Source organism: Cardiobacteriaceae bacterium TAE3-ERU3 (assembly GCA_019218315.1).
Classification (GTDB): domain Bacteria; phylum Pseudomonadota; class Gammaproteobacteria; order Cardiobacteriales; family Cardiobacteriaceae; genus JAHUUI01.
The window spans coordinates 1-17,508 of the sequence record JAHUUI010000003.1 but is presented as its reverse complement, the minus strand read 5'-3'; the positions used below and the strand labels follow the sequence as shown (position 1 = coordinate 17,508).

Sequence of the window (17,508 nt, the reverse complement as noted above, 5' to 3'; positions counted from 1 at the left end):
GAGTAAGGGACGCATTAATTGCTAAATTGGTGTTAAAATGCCGCACTTTCGCAAATATCACAGGAGATGGCAGTGACCAAACAGATTCATTGGCAGAAATCAGTGCCACAAGAAGCACTCGATGCATTGGCTCAAGAGGGTGGATTGATTGTCAGCCCAACCAAGGTTGGCTACATCATCATTACAACTGATCGCAAAGGATTGGAGCGTAAATTTGATGCCAAAGAGCGTAACCGTAATAAGCCAGGTGTCGTATTGTGCGGCAGTATGGATCAATTGCGCGCGTTGGCTGAGCTTAATCCTGAGATCGAAGCACTTTATCAGAAGCATTGGGATGAGGATATTCTGCTCGGCTGTATTTTGCCGTGGCGTGAAGATGCCAAGGCAAAACTCGTCAAAGATGGTCGTGAAGAGTTGATGATGGATAAGCGCGGTACCAGCTGCTTCGTTATCCGTTTCGGTACACCGGGTGAGCAAATTGCCAAGCACTTGTGGGAAACAGAAGAAAAAATGGTTTATGCCAGTTCTGCTAATCCTTCCGGTAAGGGTAACCGTGGGATGGTAGAAGGGATTGGTGAGCGCATCGCTTCGCATGTGGATCTGATCATTGAAGCTGATGATTATGTTGCGTCTATCCAGCCTGATAAAACCATTGAAACCCGCTATGAGCAGGGCGTTATGGTGTCAATGGTGGATAAAGAAGGCAAGCTTGTCCCTGAGCAAAAAGGTGAGCGTTCTGTATCACCTGCGCCAGTCTTGATTCGCAAAGGATTGGACGTTGATAAGATTATGATGCACCTTTCCGATATCTTCCCAAGCTGGGATTATCGCCATGGTGAGTACTACTGATTTCAGTAGAAAATCACTACATAAAGCCGGATATCCTATCCGGCTTTTTTGTGCCAATTGATGGCAAAGTGGGTGGACAAGGTGTTATTTAGCCTCGGTATGAAACAGATATATCCCTTTGGGATCTGCCCGCTTGATTGTATGGAAATTATTGCTCAGTAATCCATTGACAATACCCATCGCAATCCGTATGATGGCGCGCTTTGCATATTCCATCCGGAGATAATTTATGTCAACCAAGCGTACATACCAGCCTAGCAACCTGAAGCGCAAGCGCACTCATGGTTTCCGTGCTCGCATGGCAACCAAAAATGGCCGCAAGGTAATCAATAGCCGTCGTGCCAAAGGTCGTCATCGTTTGACTGTCTAATTCGGCGTATTGAGTGGATCAGTCATTTGACAGATCTCGGCGCTTGCTCACGCACAGCGACTACCAATATGTATTCGACGCCCCGGAAAAGCGCAGTAGTGACCGCTACTTCACTGTTCTGGGGCGTTGCCGTGTAGAGCCCTGCTCACGTCTGGGGTTAATCATTGCCAAGCGCAATATTGCCAGAGCGCACGAGCGTAATCGGGTTAAGCGGCTAGCGCGTGAAAGTTTTCGCCTCGAAATGGCCAGAGAATTTAACATGGATATCGTACTGTTAGCCAAGCATGCAGCACAGCATGCCGATAACAGTGAAATATTTGCCTCACTTGTGCGGCATTGGAAGCGGCTTCAGCGATGAAGCGCATCCTTATTAAGGGGATTCGGCTTTATCGCCTGATTTTGAGCCCGCTGCTGGGGCAGCAGTGTCGATTTGAGCCAACTTGTTCACGTTATGGTGAAGAGGCAATAGAAAAGCATGGCGCTTTACGCGGCAGTTGGCTGACGATAGTAAGAATTTTAAAGTGCGGCCCATGGCATAAGGGCGGCTACGATCCGGTACCGGAAAATAATGTGGTGAATCATGAAAAGTAATTTGCGAGTAATCTTATATGTGCTTGCCTTTGGTATAGCATTTATCTTGTGGCAAAAATGGCAGGTTGCCAATCAGCCAGTCATTGATCCTCAGGTCAGCCAGAGCGATGCTGTTCCAGGCGCAGCACCAAGTGGCACTGGCGATTTGTCTTTGCCAGCAGCAGCGCCGAGTTCAGTTGCAGGGCCTGCGGGTTCTACATCGGTAGCGGTTGATAACAACGGTGCCGGTAATGTCAAAATTCGTACTGACCTGATGGAATTGACCGTCAATTTGATGGGCGGTACTGTTACCCGCGTCGAGCTACTCGATTATCCGGTGACCATTCACAGCGATCAGCCTTTGGCGCTGATGCGCGAAAGCAATCCTGGCCGTTTTGTCTTGCAGAGTGGTCTGAACAACGGTGCTGACGTTAAGCCACTGACAGGTAATGCTGTGTTTACCAGTGAGCAGGACAGCTACGTGATGGCTGATGGTGATGATACTTTGGTTGTGCCATTAACATGGCAGAATGAAGAAGGCTTGACCGTCACCAAGTCATTTGTGTTTGCTCGCGGTAAGTATGAATTCAATTTACAACAGCAGGTAGACAACCAGTCAGATAAGACATGGCAGATCTACCCATATCAATTGCTTGATTTTGGTTCTGCAATCAGTAAAGGCGGTATAGGCCACGTTTATACCTTTACTGGTGGCGTTATGTCGACCAAAGATGATCGCTACAACAAGATCAATCTTGATGACTTTAATGAAAATCTTCAGGTAACCACCAGTGATGGCTGGGTTGCCATGATCCAGCATTACTTTATCGGTGCGCTGATCCCAGAAGACAACACAACCAACAATTTCTTTACCCGCCAAAATGGTGCTAACCATATCATGGGTGTCACTGGCGCTAATCAAACGATAGAGCCGGGTGCACAGGGTACATTTAATATCCATGCATATGTTGGTCCTAAGGTACAGAGCCGTTTGCAAGAAGTCGCACCAGCACTTGATAAGACAGTTGACTACGGTTTCCTGTTCATGATTGCGCAGCCGATGTTTAAGGTGCTGACTTTCATTCACGGTATCATTGGCAACTGGGGCTGGGCAATTGTCCTTATGACCCTGCTGATCAAAATGCTGTTCTTCGTGCCGTCTGCTTGGGCTTATAAGTCTATGGCCAAGATGCGCCGTTTGCAGCCGCAAATGAAGCGTCTCAAAGAGCGTTATGGCGATGATCGTCAGGCGATGAGCCAAGCGATGATGAAGCTTTATCGTGAGGAAAAAGTTAATCCGGCGAGCGGCTGTTTGCCAATGCTTCTGCAGATTCCATTCTTCATCGCCTTCTATTGGGTATTGGTTGAATCTGTCGAATTGCGCCAAGCGCCTTGGATTTTGTGGATTCAGGATTTGTCCGAGCGTGATCCATACTTCATTCTGCCGGTCATCAATGCTGCATTGATGTTCATTCAGCAGCGCCTGAACCCGCCGCCACCAGACCCAATGCAGGCTAAGATCATGATGATGCTGCCTTTGGTATTCGGCTTCATGTTCATGTGGTTCCCGTCTGGTCTTGTGTTGTACTGGTCAGTGAGTAACGCATTCTCGATTATTCAACAGTACATTATGAACAAGCGCTACGGCGAACCGAAGGTTAAGCCATCTAAAGCATGATGAGTGATACCATCGTAGCGATCGCCACGCCTCCCGGTCAGGGAGGCGTGGCGGTTTTGCGTATTAGCGGCGCAAAAGCACTTACCATCGCAGAAAAACTGACCGGCAAGCGCCCAACACCGCGGCGTGCCGTTTTGGCTGATTTTTCAGCAGCTGATGGAAGCGTGATTGATCAGGGGCTGGTGCTGTATTTCAACGCACCGCATTCATTTACTGGTGAAGATGTGGTTGAGTTGCAGGGGCATGGCGGTAATGCTGTTACGCAACTGTTATTGCAAGCATGCCTTGATGCCGGTGCACGAATGGCTGAGGCAGGTGAGTTTTCAAAGCGCGCGTTTCTTAACGACAAAATTGACCTCGCACAGGCAGAAGCGATTGCTGATTTGATTTCAGCGCGTTCGCAAGCAGCAGTTAAAGCTGCGTCGCGTTCATTGCAGGGTGCTTTTTCGCGAGAAGTGGAAGCGCTGGCTGATGATTTGCTCAAGCTACGCGTTTATATCGAAGCAGCACTGGATTTTCCTGAAGAAGAAATTGATTTTCTCGATGAAGGAGATGTGGCCGGGCGACTGTATGCATGGGGTGAGCGTTTACAGGCATTATTGCGCCAAACCGCACAAGGTCAGCTGATTAACGACGGCATAGACATGGTGCTGGTTGGTAAGCCCAATGCCGGGAAATCCAGCCTGCTCAATGCGTTGGTCGGAGATGAACGTGCAATCGTGACTGAGCATGCAGGTACTACACGCGATATTGTGCGCGAACGGGTAGTAATCGAGGGTATACCGGTTAACGTACTTGATACAGCCGGATTGCGCGATAGTGATGATGTCATTGAGCAGGAAGGTATCCGCCGTTCTCGTGATGCGTTGGCTCGTGCCGACGTTGTCGTATGGCTGACTGACGCCACGGATATGGATGGTGAAGCTAAAGCCGAAGCACTGCGTGATGTGCCGGATACGACGCCGTTATTGCATGTGTACAACAAAGCTGATCTGGTTGACGAAGGTATTCAGGCGGCGCATCAGGATGGTGTCTGGATTGCGGCTAAAACGGGTCAAGGCATGCCTGAATTCAATCGCGCATTAGCGGCTTTGGTAGGTAAGGCGGAGCAAGAAGAAACGCCGTTTATTGCTCGTGAGCGTCATGTGCGAGCACTTGATGAATGTCTGGGCTATTATCGCAATGCCGTCGCTCAGATCGAAGGTGCACGCTTAGGTGAGCTGATTGCTGAAGACTTGCGCCTTGCGCATGATGCTTTAGGGCAAATTACTGGTACAGTTAGTGCAGATGATTTACTCGGGGTAATTTTTTCCTCATTTTGTATTGGTAAATAGCCGACCCTGATTTAATATAAATTATTTACTTTCCGTTCAGGGTGAGGATTTATGCCAGATAACAAGTCATTACACCAGCCGGGTTTTGCTGAAGCTGCAATCGTTGCGGCATTTGCGGTTGCAACGCTGTCATTCCTGATTATTGGCACTGGCTGGGTGCCGCATATCGGTATCGTGTTTGTCATGGTTTGCTTGCTGATATACGGACGGATACGCGGTGTGTCGTATACGGCGATGCAGGCGGCGATGGCAGAATCTTTGATGGCGAGTGTCGGTGCGCTGTATCTGTTCTTCTTTATCGGTATTCTTGTCACTGCATTATTAATCAGTGGTGCGATTCCCAGCCTGATTTATTACGGCACACAATTGATGAGTGCGGACTGGTTCTATGTATCCGTATTCCTGATAACTGGTGTAATCGGCATTGCGTTGGGTAGTAGTCTGACCACTGCTGCTACGCTTGGTGTGGCATTCATGGGGATTGGCGAGGCGTTTGACGCCAATATGGCGATTACCGCCGGTGCCGTAGTCTCGGGTGCTTTTCTCGGTGATAAAATGTCGCCGCTATCCGATACCACATCGATTGCCGCCTCGATTGTCGGCATTGATCTGTTTGCACACATTAAAAACATGATGCGCACGACTGTTCCAGCACTGATCATTTGCTGCATTATCTACGGTGCAATTTCCATGACCAGTGAACAAAGTATTGGTGACATCTCGCGCATAAATGCGTTCCGTGACTCACTACAGGCAACTGGGCTGATCCAGCCTTTGTCCTTGCTGCCGTTTGCATTACTGATCGTGCTGGTACTGTTCCGCGTACCGGCAGTTATGGCGATGATCTATACCTCGATTGTCGCGATTGTTATCGCGCAGTTTTCCGGTTACGGAGATTGGGGACGCTACGGCGCATTTTTCTTTTCAGGCTTCGAACCCAATCAGGAATGGGCACCGGATTTAGTGCGTATGTTCTCTCGTGGCGGGCTGCAAAGCATGTTCTTCACCATGACTATCGTTGTACTCGCAGTCAGCATGGGCGGCTTGTTGTTTGCACTCGGCGTTATACCGCGCCTGCTTGTCGCGATTACAGCGTGGTTGATCAATGCCACCCGTGCCACATTGGCTGTTGCCGCGACCAGTATTGGAGTTAACGTACTGATCGGAGAGCAGTATTTGAGTATTTTGCTTTCAGGTGAGACGTTCAAGCCGATTTACGACGACCTTGATCTCAACCGCAAGAATCTTGCACGAACATTGGAAGACGCCGGTACCGTGGTTAACCCGCTGGTGCCGTGGAGCGTCTGCGGTGTCTTTATCGCGCAGCAGCTCGATGTCAGCGTGCTGAGCTATTTGCCCTACGCTTTCTTCTGCTACCTGAGTGTGATCATCACCCTGGTCATACCTGGTAAGCGCTAGATGTCGGTTCTTTTGCGTATACAACAGCGGGCGGCGATGTTTGCCGCCATTCGCCGCTTTTTTGCCGAACGTGGCGTACTCGAAGTCGATACAGCGCATCTCAGCCACGCAGCTGTCACTGATCCGCATCTGCACAGCGTGCGTGCAGGGCAGGGTTATCTCAACACTTCCCCCGAATACGCCATGAAACGCCTGCTCAGTGCCGGTAGTGGCGATATATACCAGCTTGCGCATGTCTTTCGCGGTGAAGAAGCGGGGCGGCGGCATTTATGCGAATTCATGATGCTCGAATGGTATCGCCTTGGCTTCGACCATCATCAATTAATGGACGAAGTCGCGACACTGGTCAAGCAACTGGTACCACACAAAGCGGATTTACCCATTGTTGCGCGTACCTACGATGAACTGTTTATCCACTTTTGCGGTTTTGATCCTGCACTGAGCAGCGATGCCGAGATCGTCGTGCAAGCAGAGCAAATCGTGCCGGATTGCCGCGCATGGCAACTTGATCGCGACGGCTATCTTGACTTGTTATTTACCCAGCGTATCGAGCCATATCTCGGGCAGGATGAATGGACGTTTGTCTGTGCTTATCCGCCGAGTCAGGCGGCGCTGTCACGCATTATCGAGCACAACGGGCGACAAGTTGCTGCGCGCTTTGAGCTCTATCATCAAGGTCTGGAATTATGTAACGGCTTTTGGGAACTGTGCGACGCAGCCGAGCAGCGTCAGCGTTTTATCGCCGATAACGCCGCGCGTAGTGCGATGGGGTTGCCGACCATGCCGATTGATGAGGACTTCCTCGCTGCATTGGCAGCCGGTTTGCCCGAATGTGCCGGTGTCGCACTGGGCGTTGATCGTTTACTGATGCTCGCCCACAGTGCCGCACATATTGACGATGTGCAGTTATTGCCTGAAAATCAAATGTCAACAAACCCTAGTTAACCAAGTTCGGGCCATAGAGCGAGTTGGCGTAATCTGCGTTCCTGCTCGAAATGGCTGAACGTTACACCGACCAGACGCACAGGGCGGTCAAGCGTGACTTGTGTAAGTAAATGGTCCAGCCAATAGTGGGTATCGTCGATGGTATAAAAAGGGCGGCTCAATGTTTTGCTGCGTGTCAGCTGGGTAAAATCATTGAATTTGATTTTGATCGTGATGCAGCTGGCGCGCAGTTTGTGCTTGCCTAGGTCATGAAAAGCTTCTTTGTTTTGTATATGCAGTTCGCGCAGGATATCCGCGTGATGATGCAAATCCGTCGCAAACGTGGTCTCACAGCCAACCGATTTGTGCTCGCGCTCTGGAGTGACCTCGCGTGGGTCATCGCCATGGGCGATACGCGCATAAAACGCGCCACGCTTGCCAAATTCACGCACCAGCATGTCAGGATCAGCTGCGCGTAAATCGGCACCATTGTGGATATTCAGTGTAGTCATTTTTGCCGCAGTTGCTTTGCCAATACCGTGGAATTTGCCAATTGGCAGTGCAGAGATAAAGTCAGCCGCCATATCCGGTGTAATCACCGCAATGCCGTCGGGTTTGTTGAGGTCGGAGGCAATTTTGGCCAGCATCTTGTTAAAGGATACGCCCGCTGAAGCAGTCAGTCCGGTTTGTGCTTTGATTTCAGCGCGTAGTGCTTCAGCCATCAGCGTCGCAGAACCGCGATAAGTATCGACACCAGTCACGTCGAGATATGCTTCATCGAGCGACAATGGCTCGACCAAAGGCGTTAAACCCAGCATGAGATCGCGAATTTGCTGGCTGACCTCACGATAAACGACAAAACGTGGGCGTACAAACACAGCTTGTGCACAGCGCTTACGCGCTTCGTAGCAGGACATTGCCGAATGAATACCGTAATGCCGTGCTTCATAACTCGCTGCTGCAACCACACCACGACCATCAGGATCACCACCGACGATCAGCGGCTTACCGCGCAGATCAGGGTTATCGCGCTGTTCAACAGACGCAAAGAATGCATCCATATCGATATGGATAATCTTGCGTTGTTTGATCTGATAAGGCTGCATGGACACAAATAATAATGCTGAGACAGCATGTATTATTACATTAGCCAGATATTGCTCAATGTAATTTCTGTATATCAACCAATCATGAGGCAAAAGCAGACTACTGTACTGAGTTATGTTCGTTGTAAAAATATCTGTATTGTAGCGCTACTTTATAGTAATTTGAATCGGGTCAATGTGTGGCGGGCATTGTCATCTAACGCCCCACTGAAAGCTACAGCTTTTAGTATGCTGTCTAAATATTTTGAGGAGATGGGAATATGAAACGATTGACTGCATTATTTGCTTTACTGGTATGCGCAGCACAGGCTAATGATGAACTACTGAGATTTATTGATGCCAATTTAAATGAAGTTAAAGTTGCCTATTACAAGAGTGAGGAGTGCAAAAGAACAGTAGAAGCAGCGCTAACAACGCCAGTTAAACAAGAGGCTATTGATGCCATTATTGGTTGCGCAATTGAGTTACCCGATAATACGGATTGGGAAACATATGCACTCTCTCACTATGATCAAGAGATACTCGGTAAGTATGATGAAAAAGACAAGGCTAGGGCCATTGAATTTTATAAATATTTGTTGTTTTTTTAGAAAATAGAAAGTTCGTTTATGTATCGATAAATGTACTAATGGATGATGACCTGAATATAGATGAGCTACCACCATTTGAATCATTCTTAAATCATTAAATGTGGCTTAATTGAGAAGAAATAGCTATCTGGTAAGTGATAAGAAAAATATTGGCTATGGCAGCATTATATAACGTTGCATTGTCTTGCTGTATTAGCCAGCCCCGTAATGACACTTTGTATGAATTTTAGAATTATTCAGCTATAACGTTTGATTACCATTGAGCACGAAGGATACTAGGTGAATAGGGAGAATCGTATCCATATCCCTCCGCTTTGGGATTGTTATACAGGGAAATATTAAATAATAACAAGTGATAGGTATTCAGTTGTTGCTTTGATTATATTGAATAAATATCGCTTAATAGTGCTAGATATAAGAAGATTTGGTAGGCCCGGAGGGACTTGAACCCCCGACCAAGCGATTATGAGTCGCCTGCTCTAACCAACTGAGCTACAGGCCCAAAAAATCAGGCGGCAATCATACGCGATTTGCCGCCTTTTGTTAAGGGTTAATGAAAATTTTTACCCACCACGACGGAGTTGATCGAGGTACTCCGGAAATGCGAGGGTAATTTGTGGCACGTAAGTGATCAAACCAAGGAAGAAGATCAGCAATAAGAACCACGGTACGACTGCTTTTATTACCCATCCAAGGTCACGTCCAGTGATGGATGAGGTGACGAATAGGTTAAGCCCAATCGGTGGTGAAAGCATGCCAAGTTCCATGTTCACAACCATGATGATGCCAAGGTGAATTGGGTCAATTCCAAGCTTGACGGCAATTGGGAACAAGATTGGCGCCATGATCAAGATGATTGCAGAGGGTTCCATAAAAGCACCGGCAACCAGTAGCAGGATATTGACGATGATCAGGAACATCCACGGCTGCAGGTTCATATTGACGATTGCTTCGGCGAGGTGGTGAGGGATACGTTCGCTGGTAAGAACGTGCGCAAACAACATCGCGTTGGCAATGATGAACAGCAGCATGATACTGACTTTGGCTGCATCCAGAATACTGTGGCGAACCTCTTCATTGGTAAAGCATTTGGGAATGGCGAGTAACGACACACCGATATTGCGTACGACAGCATTGGCAAGAGACTCACCAGATTTACGCCAAGGCTGATCTTTAAGTGGACCGATATCACGGTATCCCCAAACAGCAATAAAGAAGGCGTATACGGCTGAAATTGCAGCGGCTTCAGTAGGGCTGGCAATACCCATATAAATCGTGCCAAGCACGATAAGAATCAGCATCAGGCCGCCAGCAGCTTTAGCGCCGCTAGTGAATAACTGCTTGAAACCGGGGAAAGGTAATGAAGGCAGTTTCTTAATCCGCGCAACGATGTAGATGGCGACCATAAGCACACAGCCCATCATCAAGCCGGGAACAAGCCCTGCTTCAAATAGTTTTGAAGCTGATTCTTGCGTTGCTGCGGCATAAACGAGCATGACGATTGACGGTGGAATCAAAATGCCGAGAGTACCCGCTGTAGTGATGACGCCTGCGGCCAATTTTTCAGGATAGCCGGCTTTGACCATGCCGACGATGACAATTGAGCCGATAGCGGCAACGGTTGCCGGTGATGAGCCAGATACTGCAGCAAAGATCATGCAAGCGAGCACAGATGCCATTGCCAGACCGCCGCGAATGTGGCCGACGCAATCATTGGCGAAATTGATGATACGGGTGGCAACACCGCCGGTCGTCAAAAATGCCGAGGATAAAATGAAGAAAGGAATAGCGAGCAGGGTGTAGTGTTCGCTGGTGGCACTATAAAATTGCTGGGCAATACTTGGCAGGGAGTCATTGGTGAAAAATATCAGGGTTAATACTGAAGAAAACCCCAGTGCAATCGCAACTGGCATACCAAGTAGCATACCGAGGAAAAGGATGCTAAAGAGAAAAATAGTGGTCATAGGATATTCTCCTCGGTTTTAGGCATAGGCTGGGCATGCTGCTCGACGCTTTCTTTTGCCTCATCAGCATAGTTGAGGCTATTGATCTTGCCTGTAAGGAGTTGCCATGTGATAACGCTGAAGCGGATTAACAGTAGCGCAAAGCCAATAAGGAGCCCAGTGTATGGTATCCATTGTTTGACTGGCAGGTCATTCATGCCAAAGCCGATACGATACTGGGTATAGACGTACTGCCATGAGCTGTAGAGAAAGATAATTGTATAGGCTATGCATACGCCAACTGCAATTAAGGCAATAATGCGTTTAATGGTAGGGTGGGCAATTTTGTCTGTTAGTACGGTTAAGCCGATATGTGCGCCAACCCGTACGCCGTAAGATGCGCCAAATAGTACGAACCATGCGACCGTCCATTGCACAGTTTCTTCCATCCAAAGCGTACCTTTGCCTTGAAAGCGAAGCAGCGTTTCGAAAAATACCAAAACCGTCAGCCCTGTAAGTAGTAGGCACAAGATTGCCTCTTCAAAGCGGTGGATAAATTTAACCATAATTTTTCTTTGTGGTTGAGTAAATAAAAAATCCATACCCCGCCACATGCGGGGCGAGGTATGGATGCTAGAGTTGGCAGTGCTTATTGTGCTTCGTTGCTGGCTTCTGCCGCGGCAATAACGTCCGCACCAATTTGGTCTTCGTATTGCTTCCAGACAGGGCGCATAGCGTCAACCCATTGTTTGCGTTCTTCAGGAGTCAACTCAATGATTTCGCTGTAGCCGCTATCGATAATGCTCTGTTTGTCGCGGTTATTGATTTCAGCTGCAAGGCCGTTACCATAAGCAATGGCTTCGTCGGCTGCTTCGCGCACGAGAGCTTGCTGGTCTTCCGGGAGACTATCCATGAAAGATTTTGAGGTAATGACGACGTAGTCAAGCAAACCGTTATTTGATTCAGTGATGTAAGGCTGGATTTCATGGAATTTCTGTGAATAGATGTTTGACCATGGGTTTTCAGCACCGTCAATAGCTTTGGTTTGCAGCAGGGTATAAACCTCAGAGAATGGCTTCTTGATTGGCACCGCACCAACAGCTTCAAATTGTGATGCGAGTACGTCTGATTGCTGGATACGGAATTTTTTGCCGTCCATATCAGCAGGAACTCGAATAGGATCATTTGCAGAGAACTGCTTTAAGCCGTTGTGCAGGTAGCCTAATGCAACAATGCCTTTAGGTTCTACAGTCTTTAACAATTCCTGACCAACTTCGCTTGACTGGAAACGCTCAACAGCATCCATGTCTTTAAACAGGAAAGGCAGATCATAGACTTGCATTTTAGTGGTCAGGCGCTGCAGTTTTGACAGTGAAGGTGCAGCCATTTGTACATCACCGAGCAGGAGTGCTTCGAGTACTTTGTTGTCGTTATAGAGCTGTGAATTTGGGAAGATATCAACTTTGATGTCTCCATTGCTGCGCTCTTCAATAATTTCTTTGAATTTTTGTGCCATTTGGCCTTTAGGCGTATCTGGAGCAACGATGTGTGAGAATTTGATGGTGGTTTCTGCATTTGCATACGTCATAGTTGCGAGTAGTGCTGCAGCTAGGATACTTTTTTTCATATTCATAATATCTTCCCGAGGTTAAAGGTTGAATGGTAGTGCCGAGATTTGATGTGCTTGGTTTAAAAAGCCATCTGCCTGATGATTCGGCGGGTTACTATCCGCTAATTATTATTATCAGGATATTATCTTTAGTCAATAGAAGTTTGGAGTTTATTATTTAGCCCTGCTGTTTGATAGCGTCAATCAGCATACGACATAGTGGTGTTTGCGCATGATAGTTACTGACGATAATGCTACGAACACGAACAGCCCATGGGTCTTTGATACGCAAAAATTGGATATCCATCATTTGAGCGTAGCGCCTGACGGTTGACTCAGGCACGACTCCAATGCCAACGCCAGCCTCTATCATCCTGCATAAAGATTCGAATCCGGATAGTTCTATACGCTGGTGTAATTCAACGCCGAGTAATTCCTGCTGCTTGCGCAGGAAGCGTTGTAGGGTGGTGTCGGCGCTAAGCCCGAGGTGTGGGTAATGAAATGTATCGCGGTAGTTAATGTTACCTTTGTGCAGAAAGTGGTGGTGTGATGAGTAGACCACGCATAGGTGATCGCGGCTAAATGGAATAACAGATAACGCTGGCGCACTGATTTCACCTGAAACAATGCCAAAATCTACTTTGCCGTCTTCAACGCCTTGAACGATGTAGCGCTGGTCTTTTTCCTGTAAATCGATACTGACTTTTGGATGTGCCACCATGAACGAAGAGAGGATGTCGGGAAGGATGTCGATGACGGCGGTGGTGTTGGCGTAGATGCACAATTTGCCTGTTTCATGATCAGGCTGGGAGAATTCGCGTTTAAGGCTTTCAACACTGCTCATAACTTGGCGTGCATGTTGGTAGAGTACTTCGCCTGCTGGAGTTAGGGTCAATCCTTTCGCATGACGACGAAATAGCGAAGAATCTAAAGTTTCTTCCAGTGCTTTAAGGCGAATACTCGCAGCAGAAGCAGATAATGCGGCGCGTTCGGCACCTTTGCCAAGGTGTTGGGCGTCAGCAAGATGAATAAAAAGGGCAAGATCTTTAAGGGTGGGCGTCATTGGCTTGAAGTTATTTGTTAGTAGCGTTTGTTAAATACAAAAATGCTCTTTGCAATATTTTGATTTCCATAATGCATAAAGCTAGCTAAAGTATACCTATCTTGCTAACTGATGGAGAAGAGAATGTTTGATGCTTGGCTAGGAAAATCACGCGAAAGTGAAGACGAAATCAGCCGTATTCTGGTTCGCCGTATGCAGGCAACCATTGGTGCACGTTGCCATACACCTGATAGCGAGCATTTGCCGATGTTGTGGCAATGGATGTTTTTCCAGCCAGAGCTGCCGGCGGAGGAGCTGGGTGGGGATGGCCATCCTAAGCGCGGAGATTTCTTGCCACCAATGGATGGGCTGATCCGCATGTGGGCCGGAGGGGCATTCGAGTTTGTGAAGCCATTGCGCGTTGGGGAAGTAGCGCAGTGCAAAACGACGATTACCTCAATTAAAGAAAAGCACGGTTCGACCGGTCGGCTCGTGTTTGTGCGTCTGCATCACGAATACAGCCAAGATGGTGAAGTGTGTATTCATGAAGATCAGGACGTGGTGTACCGCGAGCCAAGCCCAGCAAAAACCAGCAGTGATGCAGCACCTCAAGCAGAGTGGTCGGAAACGCTTAGCCCTGATAGTACTTTGCTATTTCGCTATTCAGCTTTGACCTTTAACGGTCACCGTATTCATTACGACTATCCTTATACCCACGATGTTGAAGGTTATGATCATTTGGTTGTACATGGTCCGATGATCGCAACATTGGCGCTACATTGTGCACAGCGCCAATTTCCAGAGCGCACAGTGAAGACGTTCCGTTATCGCGGTGTGCGTCCTTCGCAATTGCCGCATGACATCCGCTTTGAAGGACGAATGGTGGATGATAATCGTGCCGAAGTGTGGGCGTGTAACGAGAATGGCCTGATTCAGCAAGGAGAGGTAACTTTCAATGACTAAGCAGAACAAACAGACTTTGCCGCTTGACGGCATTACCGTTGTCAGCCTTGAGCACGCGATTGCCGCACCGTTCTGTACACGACAATTGGCGGACATGGGTGCGCGCGTCATCAAAGTAGAGCGCCCTGATGGTGGGGATTTTGCGCGCGGTTACGATGAGCGAGTCGATGGCTTGGCTTCGCATTTTGTGTGGGTTAACCGTGGTAAGGAAAGCCTTGCGATCAACGTTAAAAGTGAAGAAGGGCATGCAGTGCTACAGCGCTTGGTGGCACAAGCTGATGTATTGGTGCAGAACCTTGCACCGGGTGCCAGTGAGCGCCTCGGGTTGGGCTATAAGCAGCTGAGCGAGAAGCACCCGCGCCTGATTGTGTGTGATATTTCCGGATATGGTATGGATGGTCCGTATCGCGACAAAAAAGCTTATGACCTCTTGATCCAAAGTGAAAGTGGTCTGCTCTCGGTAACAGGCGGTCCTGAAGAAGCGCAAATGGCAAAAACCGGTATTTCAATTGCTGATATTTGTGCTGGTATGTACGCCTATAGCAGTATCCTTAATGCACTGTTATTACGCGGTAAGACAGGTGAAGGCAGCCATATTGATGTTTCGATGCTCGAATGCCTGACTGAATGGATGGGCTTCCCACTCTACTATACTTATCACGATCAGCCCGCGCCACCACGTGCTTGGGCGGCACATGCGACTATTTACCCTTATGGCCCATTCCCGTGTAAAGACGGCATTGTGATGTTTGGTTTGCAAAATGAGCGTGAATGGCAGCAGTTCTGTAATGTCGTATTAGAGCAGCCAGAATTGGCTAGTGATGCTGACTTTGCGCAAAACAGCAAACGCGTAACCAACCGTGAGCGCCTGCGCGCCATCATTGAAGCTACTTTCGCAGAGCTGAGCCGTGAAGAGGTCGTGCAGCGGCTTGAAGCTGGCGCAATCGCCAATGCGCAGGTCAATACCATGCGTGATGTATGGGCGCATCCACAGCTGCAGGCGCGTAACCGTTGGTGTGAAATAGATTCACCAATTGGCAGCTTGCCAGCCTTGTTGCCACCAGCGCAAAGTAACCGCTTTAATGCAGCAATGGGTCGTGTGCCGGCGCTTGGTGAACACAATGCAGCAATTTTGCAGGAGCTTGGTATGGAGATCAGCAATGGCGGCTAGTGCATATTTGTTTGTACCAGGGCATAAAACTGCTTTGCTGGACAAGGCTTTGGCGGGTAAGGCGGATGCGGTGATTATCGACTGGGAAGACGCGGTACAGCCTGCGGACAAGCCTGCGGCACGTCAGGCAACCATCGACAAGTTGCGCGAGCAACAAGCCAAGCAAATATGGATTCGCATCAATGCAGCTGATAGTACTGAATACACAGCTGATTGTGAAGCGCTGACAAAACTCGGTCATTTCGATGGCATTATGCTCGCCAAAGCTGAAACGGCAGATAGCTTGAATAAGTTATGGCAGCGTTTTGCCAAACCGCTGCTACCACTGTTGGAGTCAGCGCGTGGTCTGGCAAACTTGGCTGATATTGCTACAGCTGAAGGAGTCTATGCGCTGTCATTTGGTGCGCTGGATTTTACTGGCGATTTGCGCTTTGCTACTGAAGGTAGCGGCGCGACAGCATATTTCGACCAACTCGCTTTTCAGCTGACATTGCACAGCAGATTGGCTAACCTTAGCGCACCGATTGACAGTGTGTATGCTGATTTTCGCGATCAAGAAGGCTGGAAGCAGCGCTGTGAGCATCGTCTATCACAAGGGTTTTCTGGTGCATTGTGCATCCACCCGGCACAGATAGACGTTGTGCAGCAAGTTTACGGTGTGCATCATGAGGAACAGATTGCCTGGGCAAAAGAGATCCTTGCTGCTTGTGCGCAACACGGTGAAGGCGCATTCCAGCTTAATGGTAAAATGGTCGATAAGCCGGTTATAGAGCGAGCCAAAGCAATACTTAACCTTATATAGTTAAATATCCTGAAAAGACAATTGGAGGTGACCAAGGGCCGTTCCGATTTCGTATTCTACAATACTCGTGGTAACCCGCTGGAGTATCACAACGTCAATAGAAGTGTGTGGCATCCATTGCTTGAAAGAGCCGGCTTGGAACGCCGCCGTGCTTATCAAACACGCCATACTGCCGCAACATTATGGCTGGCTTCCGGGGAAAACCCGGAATGGATTGCCAAGCAGATGGGACATGATGAATATCAACAAAAAGGCTGTTTACGGTATACAGTAATTACGTGCCTAATTTTATACGGGTTGATGCTAGTGCACTGGTGACACTACTTGATTTATATAGCTGTGAGTATGATGGGGAGCTCTAAACTTAGAATTAGGCTGCGTATCCATAAAATAGATCGTTCATATGTGATTAAGTGATGCCAGTATACCGAACTGGTTATATTTGTATTCAGCCATTATGCTCAATAATGAAACCCACATGTATGCTCACCTCTGCTGAAGCATTACTGGTAGTAGTATATGTCTTAGTTTTTGTGTAGATGGTTTCAGCTTGGTTTATTGATTATCCATTCATCCCATCAGCTTAACCTATGTATTAGGTCATAGACTTCAATTCTTCCGGATACCTGATTCTCCTAACTTACTTTGTATTTGACGTTCATATGCTTCGACCCACTCAACAGAATGGCGCAGCTGTTCAACGAGATGCCGTCTTGCATTGGGGCTGACACGATTTAATAGCTCTTGAATCTCAGCCGCCTGATCTTGCAGAAGCGTACTTTGGTCAAGAAAAAAATCCCCGGTTTTACAACCAAACAATTCGGCTAATTCCATCAGGCGCGGAACTGATGCTGCAACCGCACCTCGCTCTAAGCGTGAGATAGATTCATTATTCATCCCTAGAGCTTTGCTAACATCCTCTTGCGTCATACCTACTTTTAAACGCTGCACGGCTATGCGCTGTCCAATCCTCTGGTTCAGATCATTGGCACTCATTGAAAGACTCTCTCCGTAAAACATGTAGAGTCGCTTATTGAACTTTTTAAATGAACACCTCAATATGTTGTATATCAACATATCATGTAGTATTGTTGGAGCTGCTTTTATACTCAGGAAGAATTCATGAAAAACACACAAA

Annotated in this window: 19 protein-coding genes and 1 tRNA gene; 13 read left to right on the top strand and 7 right to left on the bottom strand. The window is 48.0% G+C overall.

All coding sequences use genetic code 11. The annotated features are described in order from the left end of the window. Positions 1-72: 72 nt before the first annotated feature. From KRX19_06310 to genX, 8 genes are all read left to right on the top strand, one after another. Positions 73-849, top strand: coding sequence for a Sua5/YciO/YrdC/YwlC family protein (locus KRX19_06310; protein ID MBV7434638.1), 777 nt, complete (start codon positions 73-75; stop codon positions 847-849). A 229-nt stretch (positions 850-1,078) separates the two neighbouring features. Further along, positions 1,079-1,219 (top strand): 50S ribosomal protein L34, encoded by a 141-nt coding sequence (gene rpmH / locus KRX19_06305; protein MBV7434637.1) that lies wholly within the window; start codon positions 1,079-1,081, stop codon positions 1,217-1,219. 13 nt (positions 1,220-1,232) lie between these two features. Beyond that, positions 1,233-1,577, top strand: a complete 345-nt coding sequence (gene rnpA, locus KRX19_06300) for a ribonuclease P protein component (GenBank protein ID MBV7434636.1) — start codon at positions 1,233-1,235, stop codon at positions 1,575-1,577. Next, positions 1,574-1,810, top strand: a complete 237-nt coding sequence (gene yidD / locus KRX19_06295; protein ID MBV7434635.1) for a membrane protein insertion efficiency factor YidD — start codon at positions 1,574-1,576, stop codon at positions 1,808-1,810. Before rnpA ends, yidD begins: the two co-directional genes overlap by 4 nt. Then, positions 1,800-3,467 (top strand): membrane protein insertase YidC, encoded by a 1,668-nt coding sequence (gene yidC, locus KRX19_06290; protein MBV7434634.1) that lies wholly within the window; start codon positions 1,800-1,802, stop codon positions 3,465-3,467. The genes yidD and yidC overlap by 11 nt, the downstream gene beginning before the upstream one ends. Beyond that, positions 3,464-4,801 (top strand): tRNA uridine-5-carboxymethylaminomethyl(34) synthesis GTPase MnmE, encoded by a 1,338-nt coding sequence (gene mnmE, locus KRX19_06285; GenBank protein MBV7434633.1) that lies wholly within the window; start codon positions 3,464-3,466, stop codon positions 4,799-4,801. Before yidC ends, mnmE begins: the two co-directional genes overlap by 4 nt. 51 nt (positions 4,802-4,852) lie before the next feature. Then, complete coding sequence (locus tag KRX19_06280; GenBank protein ID MBV7434632.1) at positions 4,853-6,220, top strand: hypothetical protein; 1,368 nt, start codon at positions 4,853-4,855, stop codon at positions 6,218-6,220. Beyond that, positions 6,221-7,165: an EF-P lysine aminoacylase GenX gene (genX, locus tag KRX19_06275; protein MBV7434631.1), complete on the top strand. Its 945-nt coding sequence runs from the start codon at positions 6,221-6,223 to the stop codon at positions 7,163-7,165. On the opposite strand, the gene dinB is transcribed toward genX, so the two are convergent. Beyond that, complete coding sequence (dinB, locus tag KRX19_06270; protein MBV7434630.1) at positions 7,162-8,235, bottom strand: DNA polymerase IV; 1,074 nt, start codon at positions 8,233-8,235, stop codon at positions 7,162-7,164. The two genes, genX and dinB, sit on opposite strands and share 4 nt — an antisense overlap. Positions 8,236-8,510: 275 nt before the next feature. Here dinB and KRX19_06265 point away from each other — a divergent pair, with 275 nt between their 5' ends. Then, positions 8,511-8,840, top strand: a complete 330-nt coding sequence (locus KRX19_06265; protein MBV7434629.1) for a hypothetical protein — start codon at positions 8,511-8,513, stop codon at positions 8,838-8,840. A gap of 425 nt (positions 8,841-9,265) precedes the next feature. Here KRX19_06265 and KRX19_06260 read toward each other — a convergent pair. From KRX19_06260 to KRX19_06240, 5 genes are all read right to left on the bottom strand, one after another. Continuing rightward, positions 9,266-9,342 (bottom strand) — tRNA-Ile (locus KRX19_06260). Between the two features lie 61 nt (positions 9,343-9,403). Next, the gene (locus KRX19_06255; protein MBV7434628.1) at positions 9,404-10,804 is read right to left on the bottom strand and encodes a TRAP transporter large permease subunit; all 1,401 of its coding nucleotides are present in this window, start codon (positions 10,802-10,804) and stop codon (positions 9,404-9,406) included. After that, positions 10,801-11,349 carry a TRAP transporter small permease gene (locus KRX19_06250; protein ID MBV7434627.1) on the bottom strand — a complete coding sequence of 183 codons (549 nt, stop codon included), beginning with the start codon at positions 11,347-11,349 and terminating at the stop codon, positions 10,801-10,803. The genes KRX19_06255 and KRX19_06250 overlap by 4 nt, the downstream gene beginning before the upstream one ends. Positions 11,350-11,432: 83 nt before the next feature. Next, positions 11,433-12,416, bottom strand: coding sequence for a TRAP transporter substrate-binding protein (locus tag KRX19_06245; protein ID MBV7434626.1), 984 nt, complete (start codon positions 12,414-12,416; stop codon positions 11,433-11,435). Positions 12,417-12,570: 154 nt separating this feature from the next. After that, the gene (locus KRX19_06240) at positions 12,571-13,455 is read right to left on the bottom strand and encodes a LysR family transcriptional regulator (protein MBV7434625.1); all 885 of its coding nucleotides are present in this window, start codon (positions 13,453-13,455) and stop codon (positions 12,571-12,573) included. A gap of 123 nt (positions 13,456-13,578) precedes the next feature. On the opposite strand from KRX19_06240, the gene KRX19_06235 reads away from it, so the two are divergent. The 4 genes from KRX19_06235 to KRX19_06220 are packed head-to-tail and all read left to right on the top strand — an operon-like array spanning position 13,579 to position 16,688. Continuing rightward, a complete protein-coding gene (locus KRX19_06235) occupies positions 13,579-14,397 on the top strand; it encodes a MaoC family dehydratase N-terminal domain-containing protein (GenBank protein MBV7434624.1) in 819 nt (272 codons plus the stop codon). Then, a complete protein-coding gene (locus tag KRX19_06230) occupies positions 14,390-15,568 on the top strand; it encodes a CoA transferase (GenBank protein MBV7434623.1) in 1,179 nt (392 codons plus the stop codon). Before KRX19_06235 ends, KRX19_06230 begins: the two co-directional genes overlap by 8 nt. Next, positions 15,558-16,370: a CoA ester lyase gene (locus KRX19_06225; protein ID MBV7434622.1), complete on the top strand. Its 813-nt coding sequence runs from the start codon at positions 15,558-15,560 to the stop codon at positions 16,368-16,370. Before KRX19_06230 ends, KRX19_06225 begins: the two co-directional genes overlap by 11 nt. Positions 16,371-16,397: 27 nt before the next feature. Further along, complete coding sequence (locus KRX19_06220) at positions 16,398-16,688, top strand: tyrosine-type recombinase/integrase (GenBank protein ID MBV7434621.1); 291 nt, start codon at positions 16,398-16,400, stop codon at positions 16,686-16,688. A gap of 291 nt (positions 16,689-16,979) precedes the next feature. Here KRX19_06220 and KRX19_06215 read toward each other — a convergent pair. Continuing rightward, positions 16,980-17,508, bottom strand: a 529-nt coding sequence (locus tag KRX19_06215; GenBank protein MBV7434620.1) for a helix-turn-helix domain-containing protein, incomplete at its 5' end; no start/stop codon positions are given.